Below are 9,296 nucleotides of genomic sequence, written 5' to 3'. Positions count from 1 at the left end.
TCCGTTATGATTGTGTTTTCGTCGACTTAATCATACACGGTTTATCGTGGCTTTTTCATTTATTTAGCTTGTTGCATTTGATTATACAACTAGCCATTTTCATTACATTTTCATTACATATATTAATCGTTTGATTTTATGAGCCCAAAATAAAAAACGTACCTTTCAGTACGCTTTTTAGCAGAGTTGTTATCGATTTATTAAAAGTCTCTTGCTTATTCCCTTAGAATCCAATTTTTTCAGTGCCTTCTGAACTCCTTTTGTTCTCCAAATAGCAAAACCTATCAAAGCTCCTAACAAATTAAGAATTAAATCATCAATATCAAAACTTCCTCTTCTTGTGACCACTTGTACCAATTCGATAACGAAGAATAGTAGAACCATTGTAACCACAAAACTACTTACTTTGTTAATCTTTTTTATGTAATAGGGTAAGTAAATTCCCATTGGCAAAAACATAAGGAAATTACCAAAGAGATTTTTTATTGGTATATCCATATTCATACTCCCATCAAACAATGCGGTTATATATAAACTGATTGTTTTAAATGGAACAAAATTTGAAGAGCTCCTAATATAGTCTATCAATGATTGATCTGACCAGAAAAAACCTCTTGTCCCTAAGAACAATAGAACCACCAATGCTAATAAATAGATGACGAAACTTATGCTTAATAGAATTTTTATTATTTTTCTCACTTTTCTCCTCCCGCCTTTAAGTTTGACGGGGTGCCCCTGATATAGGTTTCACTTATTGTGATTGTTATTTTAGCATCCAAACTAGCAATTTATGATCGTACTAACCTCCTCCAATAGTAAAAGAAGCGCCAGCCTTGTTCAGCTACCGCCCCCATTTAGTGAAAATTACATTCTCTCTGGAACAAGTCTTAAAAACTGTCGGTAAAGGTAAAAAGCGAGAAATGCGAGGATACCACTTAATCCCATATTTAAGTATGCATACTTATTCAACTCTTCTATGGTTGTTACTTTAACAATTTCCCCCATAAACTTTACATACAACCATCCATCAATCGGTGAATTATAATATCCGAAACCACTTCCAAAAAGGGAAATAGCCCATAAAAATAGACAACCTGCGACTCCTAAACAAAGCCACCCTATTCTATTCATTTCCTTACCTCCTTGTATTCTTAAATATGATTATTCTTTTAGACAAAAGCATAATCCTGCAAATCAAACTCAATTTGAATGAGTAAAAAGGGTGAGCCTTCGTTCGTAAACCCTCGCAGACGTGCTCTGTTTACAAAACTTCACAGCCTTCCTTTTTGGATGAATCAGAAAATTCTTTATTCAAATCTCTATTAATGGTATTCTACAAATGGAAATATTTCCAAAGGGAGGATTTGTTATGACAACCACTACAAATGATAGAACAATTATTAATGAGGTTACAATTAATGCCCCGTTACATTTAGTTTGGTATGCTTGGACAATATCTGAACGAGTTGCAAAATGGTTCGCACCTGATACAGTCGTAGAAGCTGTAGAAGGTGGAGCATATGAACTTTATTTTGTTCCTGGAAATAAAACGGGTATGAATACAAAAGGTTGCAAGATTATTAAACTTGTTGAGGAAAAAGAATTACAATTCACTTGGAAAGGCCCAGATCAATTTGAATCTATAATGAATAGTGAAAATGAGCTAACTACTGTAAATGTTAGTTTTGAACCAGTTGATACCAAATCTACAAAAGTCATTGTTGAACATAAAGGATTTAAAGAAGATGTTAATTGGAAAGAAGCATTTGAATGGCATCAAATGGCATGGTCAGGGGTTCTAAGTAGCTTAAAGTCTGCTCTTGAAAATGGTGAAGGCAGTTTATGCTGCCAACCTTTAAGATAATATAAATTGCACAAAACCATCTATTGTTTCGAATATAATAGATGGTCTTTATTATTTCGGCTATTACTTTTCAAAAATCCCAGTTTAATTGAACCTCTTCGTTTGTTGAATAACACTGCTTGGATAATGCACCCTTTATTTTCCTTACTTTATTTACCTACTAGAACAAAGACATTTCCGTCTGGTGCCTGCATGACAGCCACATGACCACCTAAAGAATTAGGGAAAGGAGTACGAATCCACTGAACTTCAGAATTAGATTTCAATGTTTCATAAGTCTGCCGAACATCTTCACAAACAATCTCCGTTTCGGCAAAATCTAAATTAGGGTTATTCTTTAATACTAACTCTGAATTCCCGTCAGGAAACTTCATACCAATAAGTTTCCACTGTTTTTCTTCGTCTTGAAATACTTCCCATGCTTTTGTTAAACCTAACATTTGATAGAAATCCACCGATTTTTCAAGGTCTTCTGTATAAATTGCAATACACTCTATTCTTTTCCACATCAACCATACTCCCCCTCATAAATAAGAACATACATTCCCTTAAATAATAACCCAAATCCAACCAAATTGATACATAAACATTCCGATGAAGGTGGACAATTGCGGTGGGATTTATAACCCGAAGTGCAAATTCGGTAGATATGTAATATTCTACTATTATTTAAAGACCATAAAAAAGGCAAGTATAGAAAATCGTCTACGCTTGCCTTCTCAGTTAAACTCTATTGTTAGTTTGTCTATATTAATGATGGCCCTAATTTGTTGCAAAAAGTCGAGTCCAATAATCCCATCTAAATCTGTTGAAATAATCGTGCTGCCTGACCCTGTGTCAACCAAGACACGCTTAAGCTGTAATGACTTTCCTTTAAAAGTTATTTCCATATCTGTAATTAGTAGTCCGTCATCAATGATTAGCTTTTTCACTATCGCCTCACACCTACCCATTTTTTTTCAATAATATGGGGGTCCTTCCGATTGGTATGAAGCACATAGAGTTCACGGGTAGGATTACCCCGATGAAGTTCTTGATAAGCTTTCATGGCATCTGTGGAATTAGAAAATTTCTTTAGAGGAGCAACTTCTTCTAAAATCCGTTCACTTTCCTCATTTGTATAAGCTTGTACAGCTTCAATCAAAACCCACTGCTCAGGAAAAGCTTGACGAACCTCTTCCCACTTCATTCTAAGTCACCTCCAAAAGTATTTATATTTATTTTATCACGTAGGACATAATTGTTAATAGTATTGCTAATATCCCTTTTCAACAGTTATCTATTTACTTTAAAAGTTCATATCATACATTCGTGTCTAAATGACCTTTATAATAAAATCTGCTGACTCAGGTAGCTTGTTAAAAATACTTTCCCTTTTGTTATTTTAGAAGATTCAACAGCATCGATAGCCTTTTTTACATCCGATAAGTCATACTGAGAATCTACCGTCATCAAACGTAGTTTTTTGTCAGCTACTAGCCTTATTACATGATGAAAAGTTTCTTGCCATTTATCTGCCGAAACATTTTTATTCCAATTCCGTAAATGAAATAGATTCGCTTTCACTTTGGCTTTATTTACAATATCGGCCCAGTTTACTTGTACCCCCGATAAAAGACCAATCGTTATAAAGTTCCCATTAGAGTGAACACAAAAAGCCAGGTCAGTTCCACATGAACCCCCAATGGAATCAATAGCAGCGTCTGCCCCCTTTCCATTTGTTAATTCCATAACTGTTTCATGAAGCGGAAATTTAGAAGTATCTATTACATGGGAAGAGCCAAGATGAAGTAAATCTTCTGTATATTTATTATTTCTCGTTACTGCAATCAATCGAAAACCGATAATCTTAGCTAATTGAGCAAAAATATGTCCAATAGCAGATCCGCAAGCATTAACCAATACAACATCATTCGGTCTTAATTTTAATACTTCTGTACAAACCACCCATGCGGTAATTGGATTTATGTACATCTGTGCTGCCGTAAAATCATCAATAGTATCAGGTATGCACACGGCATATTCTACTGATGTTTTTACAAATTCTTGCCACGTGCCTTCCCCACGCAAGGGTAATACACGTTTACCAATAAGATTTTTAGATACTGAAGGACCTATTTCTGCTACTATACCTACTCCTTCATAACCTGGAATATTAGGTAAAGATATTCTGTGCGAATAAGATCCTCTAATTGGTATTAAGTCAGAGGGATTTATTGGGCGGGCAAGCATACGGACAAGAATTTCATTATCTTTTGGTGGCTCAATAGCTTTATATTCAACTTTTAGCACATCTTTAGGACTTCCGAATTCGTAGAATTTAATACTTTTTGCATCCAAGGCCATTAGTCTCCTTAATCAAAACAGTTTATGGTTTTATGCTGTTATTACGGGGTGTGCCGTCTTAACAAACGATAAAATCGTTAACCATTCCTTCCTCACACCTCAGGGAAGCATACAGTTATAACAATATTACCAAGATCACTGTAGGTATTACCCTCTGCGCATTATTTTTCTTTTAACATCGAGTACTTTCGATAAGCTTTATAGAAACTGGTACCAAAGAAAACAACCATAAGGACGGGAAGCAACTTCAAAAAGGCAAATGGAGTTTCAAATAAAAATGCCTTCCAAAATAATGAACCTTTCATACCCCAAAGACCTTCATGATATAATCCCGAATCCTTGTAAGGCATGTAAGAAGCAGCCAAACACAGCATACCCAACCAAAATGAATAACCCATCAACCTTTTATAATAATTACTCTTTGATTGGCGGTCCGAGAAGATTTCATTTTGAGCATCATCTTCTTTTTGCCAATATCGAATTCCACCAAGCCAGGAGCCATTTATATAACTCCAACCGAAATCCTCATATATCCCCTTGTAATCTTTGAACTTTTTCTTTGAAAAATAATCTTGATAATCTAGTCGGATCACATGTCTCTTGTCTGTTTTTTCGAAAGTGTATATTCCTAATCCACTAATATTTGTACAACGATAGCCTTTTTGTAATTGCTCGTTCAGCCATTGCTCCTCTTTTTCAATATCAAAAAATATCTTAAACTTCTTCATTTGATTCACTTCCTTCGTACAAGGATAAAATATGCAATAACCGGTTTTGTTCCATTTTCAAAATGGCCCTTCCTTCCGCAGTTATCATATAGACTTTTCTCCGACCCGACTCTCCAACAGGTTCAATCCAACCATGCTTGTTCAAGTTTTCAATCGCACCGTATAATGTACCAGCTGCTAAAATAACAGTGCCATTACTTATCTTTTCAATCTTCTGCATTACGGCATAGCCGTGGAGTGGCTCACGCAGAGCTAATAAAATATAGTGCATGGTTTCCGATAACGGTAATAATTTATGCTTCATATCCTCACCCTCTATTCAGTTCGACTATATAGTTCAACTTAATAATAAAATAATACAGTTCAACTGAATAGTCAACAACATTTTCAAAATTTGTCAAAGCTCCATAAGTCTCTATAAAAATCTTAAATTGCAATATTAAATGCCAGCAACAACAGGGTTTTACCCTCTCACCCCTTACACAAGCTTTCACATTTTTGTTTAACTCTACGGAGCGTTTGTTGCTACTAATTATATAGACCTCTAAAATGTAAATAGAGCAGGAGGCGAAATTGATGAATAATCGCAAAGTTGGAGAGTTAATTTATCATTTGCGGAAGGAAAAAGGACTAACACAGAAACAATTAGCTGATCAAATGAATATTTCTGATCGAACAATCTCCAAGTGGGAACGTGGATATGGCTGTCCAGATGTTACGCTATTGCCAAGCTTATCTACCTTACTCGGAGTCAATATAGAAAATATTTTAGATGGTGAATTATCGTCGAATGAATTTGTAGGAGGAAATATGAAAAAGTCGAATTATTTTGTCTGCCCATCATGTAATAACATAGGATTAGCAACTGGGGATATAACCGTATCTTGCTGTGGGAGAAAGTTAGAACTATTAGAACCGAAGAAAGCAACAGATGAAGAAAAACTATCAATCACAGAAATCGATAATGAGTGGTTTATTTCTAGCGATCACCCGATGACAAAAGAACATTATATCTCATTTATTGCTTTTGCCACTAGTGATCAAGTTCAGATTATTAAACAGTACCCTGAGTGGAGTCTACAAACACGTATCCCGAAACGTAAACATGGCAAATTGTTATGGTTTGATACTCAAGCTGGTTTATTTTATCAGCTTATATAAATAATTATTAGATACCTAAGTATACATGTCTTATGACTTTAATGTTAATAATCAATAATCTCGATTCAAAAGCAGGTGATTTTTTTGTAAGGCTGTTTTCGCACGGATTGTGGTTCTGGAATGTCCTTAATACTGGCCATTCCGTTTCATACTAGGCGTGCGATACGCATAGATTGAGTAGCACTTTTCTCCGTTGTTTCTAGATATAGTCTGCATCAAATATCGTTTTATCTAATTATTTTTTGTTCAAAAGCAACAATGTTTGAGAAAAGAGCCTTTTGTAATGAAAAATAATAGGAGCTATATGAAATGAGTACAACATTAAATGAAACGAAATCATTCGTAAAACCGATGATTACTTTTCTCATACCTGTCATTTTTGCGAGTGTTTTGCAATCATTGGGGCAAGTTTTTGGAATTATTATTGTCGGACAAACACTTGGAGTAGATTCTTTGGCAGCTATTTCTGCCTTCTTTCCCCTTTTCTTTTTCCTAATATCCTTTGCTATCGGAATTGGATCTGGAAGCTCGATTTTAGTTGGGCAAACCTATGGTGGTGGAGATATTCCAAAAATGAAGGAAGTTGTTGGGGTAACGCTATTCTTTACGATTATTATTTCCATTGCTGTTGCCCTAATCGGCGGGCTCTTAACAAAAGATATTCTAAAATGGATGGGAACACCTGAGAATATTCTGACGGAAAGTGCTGAGTATGCACGTATTTTATTTGTCACATTACCCATTACCTTCTTATATATGTGCTATACAACCTTTATGAGAGGTGTTGGCGATTCAAAGACACCTTTTTATTTTTTAGTGATCAGTGTTGTCCTAAATATTGCCTTGCTTCCAATTCTTATTTTCGGTTGGTTGGGTTTACCGGAATTCGGATTAAATGGTGCCGCTTATGCTGCGGTATTATCCAATTTCATTACATTTATGATTCTATTAATCTATTTACACAAAAAAAATCATGTACTCAAATTAGACTCTGTTATTTTGAAGCATTTTCACTTGAAAGGTTCCGTATTAAAAGCCTTGCTGAAATTAGCCATTCCTACAAGCATTAGTATGGTTTCCATAGCATTGTCAGAAGTCGCAGTCATCACTTTTGTAAATGAATATGGCTCCAATGCAACTGCTGCATACGGAATCGTGAATCAAATAGCAAGCTATGTTCAAATACCCGCGATGAGCATTTCCATTGCCATTTCAGTATTTGTTGCACAAGCCGTAGGTTCTGAGAATATTGCCAATATCAAACACATCACTAAAATAGGAATCCTACTAAACTATCTTCTTGGTGGTATTCTCATTCTTATTCTTTACCTTATTCCAATTCCTATTTTGGGAATCTTTTTGGATAACCCGGATACCATTCATATTGCCAAGGGGCTCATTATCATTTCATTCTGGGGCTATGTGATTTTGGGTCACACGCAGGCAATCTCAGCAACAATGAGAGCAACAGGTACTGTTTTTTGGCCAACTATTTTTACGATTACAAGTATTTTGCTAATCGAAGTTCCGATAGCATACTTCTTGTCGCATTACACAGCACTTGGAATAAATGGAATATGGCTCGCCTACCCAATTGCGTTCATCGTCAACTTCTTGTCTCAAACGACCTATCACCAATTTTTCTGGAAAAGGAAATCTTTAAAAATAATGGTTCAGTGAACATACTAAAAAGGAAGCTATTTTACGAGTAGCTTCCTATTTTCTTCACTATCTTTTACTGAAGAAAATAGGATTGCCGTGACAATCGAAGTTTAGCAATAGCCCCATTTACTGAAAGAGGCATTTAGTTTCTCTCATTTTTTTCTACCATTCGTTCTAACTGATAAGCTATAAAAACAAGGGATGCAGCAATAACACCAATCATTATTCCTTCTGTTAATGCCCCAATTAGTCCACCAATTAAAACAAAGGTTGTAATTTTTAATTTCATCATTACTTCCAATCACCCCTTTATTTTAAAATCCTAATCAATCCTGCTACTAACTCTCGTTTATTTGATTCTTAACATTTTCAAGTTGTTCGTTAAACACTTCTACATTCCAATTCCTCTCTTTTGCTAATTCAACTGCTTTAATAGCGTATTTAACTGCCTTCTGTTGATCTACTTTCAAAGCAATTTCAGAAAGATATGAATAAATTGTTGCACTTTCCTCATATAATAGGGCTTCTTCATAGGCTGTTAGGGCTTCTGCGAATCGTTCCTGCTTTATATAGATAGAAGCCAAAGCATATAAAAGAGAGGTAGCTTCATTGAAATATTTACCTTTTGTATTCATGAAATCTCGTATCAATTTTTCTGCTTCATTCTCTCCAATGGTGTCAATCTTGGACAAAATTTCTGTAATTTGCTCTGTCTTAACTTCGAATAATAGGTGGTAATTTGCTAAATCATAACCAGTAAGAAGATTAAAGGCATCTGAAAAATTATCCATCTCTTTTGTTTTTCTTAATATCTCAGTAATAATGGACTCCCCGTTTTTACTAAATAGATTTTCTAGAGCAAAATGAGATAATAAATAGAAACCTCGACTTGAATTCTCCTGCGGAATATCCATTAAAGGTCGGATTTCAGCTCTCGTATCATCTCTAAAGAACGGAAGAGGTTTGATTCGAGATGCAAATGCATCTGCGATTCCTTCATGATACCAAGTTGGTATACTATAAAACTCCATATCAAGCTTTCCTAAATGCTCTCCCGTAAAGTAATGAGCAACCTCATGACTGCAAATATTAATTAATAGGTCCTCCTCAAAATTACTATCAATAAATATTAAATGATGTTCAGGTAAATAACTTCCATCCGCTTCTATTAGACCAGGGTGGGGTTGATCAAGGGCTTTCCCTTATTTTTTGTTACCCATTTCATATTCGACTTTAAATCCTTTATTTCTTAAAAAATTGGCTACCAATAAGGATTCTTTTTGAGTGCCTAGTGGAACGATGTAATAATCGATATTAGGATTCTCTCTTAATTCATTCTTAGATATACGGATAGCTGTATAAGACTTTCTTTTGCAGAAAAACCTTATATTAAGTGATACTATCGGTTAATTTTGAAAGAATAAAAGAACCAAGCAAAACGGGGCTGTCCAAAAAGTCAGAGTAACTGACTTTTTGGTGCCCCTTTCTTATTTCTACTATTTTTAGAAAAGTGCACAAAAAAATCGTCCAATTTA

13 protein-coding genes are annotated in these 9,296 nt (G+C 35.0%); 3 read left to right on the top strand and 10 right to left on the bottom strand.

Annotation, left to right across the window (positions count from 1 at the left end; all coding sequences use genetic code 11):
- Positions 1-189: 189 nt before the first annotated feature.
- A complete protein-coding gene (locus J2S07_RS21190; protein ID WP_307152380.1) occupies positions 190-699 on the bottom strand; it encodes a VanZ family protein in 510 nt (169 codons plus the stop codon).
- Between the two features lie 165 nt (positions 700-864).
- Entirely contained in the window at positions 865-1,131 is a 267-nt protein-coding gene (locus J2S07_RS21185; RefSeq protein ID WP_307152379.1) for a hypothetical protein, read from the bottom strand.
- Positions 1,132-1,369: 238 nt separating this feature from the next.
- Between J2S07_RS21185 and J2S07_RS21180 the strand changes: the two genes are divergently transcribed.
- On the top strand, positions 1,370-1,864 hold the full coding sequence (locus tag J2S07_RS21180; RefSeq protein ID WP_307152378.1) for an SRPBCC family protein: 495 nt from the start codon (positions 1,370-1,372) through the stop codon (positions 1,862-1,864).
- A 149-nt stretch (positions 1,865-2,013) separates the two neighbouring features.
- On the opposite strand, the gene J2S07_RS21175 is transcribed toward J2S07_RS21180, so the two are convergent.
- The 6 genes from J2S07_RS21175 to J2S07_RS21150 form a co-directional block, all read right to left on the bottom strand.
- Positions 2,014-2,373 carry a VOC family protein gene (locus J2S07_RS21175; protein ID WP_307152381.1) on the bottom strand — a complete coding sequence of 120 codons (360 nt, stop codon included), beginning with the start codon at positions 2,371-2,373 and terminating at the stop codon, positions 2,014-2,016.
- Between the two features lie 210 nt (positions 2,374-2,583).
- The gene (locus J2S07_RS21170; protein WP_307152377.1) at positions 2,584-2,796 is read right to left on the bottom strand and encodes a hypothetical protein; all 213 of its coding nucleotides are present in this window, start codon (positions 2,794-2,796) and stop codon (positions 2,584-2,586) included.
- Positions 2,796-3,053, bottom strand: coding sequence for a hypothetical protein (locus tag J2S07_RS21165; RefSeq protein WP_307152376.1), 258 nt, complete (start codon positions 3,051-3,053; stop codon positions 2,796-2,798). Before J2S07_RS21165 ends, J2S07_RS21170 begins: the two co-directional genes overlap by 1 nt.
- A gap of 137 nt (positions 3,054-3,190) precedes the next feature.
- Positions 3,191-4,204 carry a zinc-dependent alcohol dehydrogenase family protein gene (locus J2S07_RS21160; RefSeq protein ID WP_307152375.1) on the bottom strand — a complete coding sequence of 338 codons (1,014 nt, stop codon included), beginning with the start codon at positions 4,202-4,204 and terminating at the stop codon, positions 3,191-3,193.
- A 167-nt stretch (positions 4,205-4,371) separates the two neighbouring features.
- Positions 4,372-4,938, bottom strand: coding sequence for a DUF2812 domain-containing protein (locus tag J2S07_RS21155; RefSeq protein WP_307152374.1), 567 nt, complete (start codon positions 4,936-4,938; stop codon positions 4,372-4,374).
- Positions 4,925-5,242, bottom strand: coding sequence for a PadR family transcriptional regulator (locus J2S07_RS21150; RefSeq protein WP_307152373.1), 318 nt, complete (start codon positions 5,240-5,242; stop codon positions 4,925-4,927). The genes J2S07_RS21155 and J2S07_RS21150 overlap by 14 nt, the downstream gene beginning before the upstream one ends.
- Positions 5,243-5,514: 272 nt before the next feature.
- Between J2S07_RS21150 and J2S07_RS21145 the strand changes: the two genes are divergently transcribed.
- Positions 5,515-6,099, top strand: a complete 585-nt coding sequence (locus J2S07_RS21145) for a helix-turn-helix domain-containing protein (protein WP_307152372.1) — start codon at positions 5,515-5,517, stop codon at positions 6,097-6,099.
- Positions 6,100-6,408: 309 nt separating this feature from the next.
- Complete coding sequence (locus tag J2S07_RS21140) at positions 6,409-7,779, top strand: MATE family efflux transporter (protein ID WP_307152371.1); 1,371 nt, start codon at positions 6,409-6,411, stop codon at positions 7,777-7,779.
- 124 nt (positions 7,780-7,903) lie between these two features.
- Here the strand turns inward: J2S07_RS21140 and J2S07_RS21135 are convergent, their stop codons facing one another.
- Both J2S07_RS21135 and J2S07_RS21130 read right to left on the bottom strand, forming a co-directional pair.
- Complete coding sequence (locus tag J2S07_RS21135; RefSeq protein ID WP_307152370.1) at positions 7,904-8,053, bottom strand: hypothetical protein; 150 nt, start codon at positions 8,051-8,053, stop codon at positions 7,904-7,906.
- 46 nt (positions 8,054-8,099) lie between these two features.
- Positions 8,100-8,792, bottom strand: coding sequence for a hypothetical protein (locus tag J2S07_RS21130; protein WP_307152369.1), 693 nt, complete (start codon positions 8,790-8,792; stop codon positions 8,100-8,102).
- Between the last annotated feature and the right edge of the window lie 504 nt (positions 8,793-9,296).

Source organism: Anoxybacillus andreesenii, from assembly GCF_030813005.1.
In the GTDB taxonomy this organism is placed as follows: Bacteria; Bacillota; Bacilli; order Bacillales; family Cytobacillaceae; genus Robertmurraya; species Robertmurraya andreesenii.
This window is presented reverse-complemented; position numbering and strand designations above follow the sequence as displayed.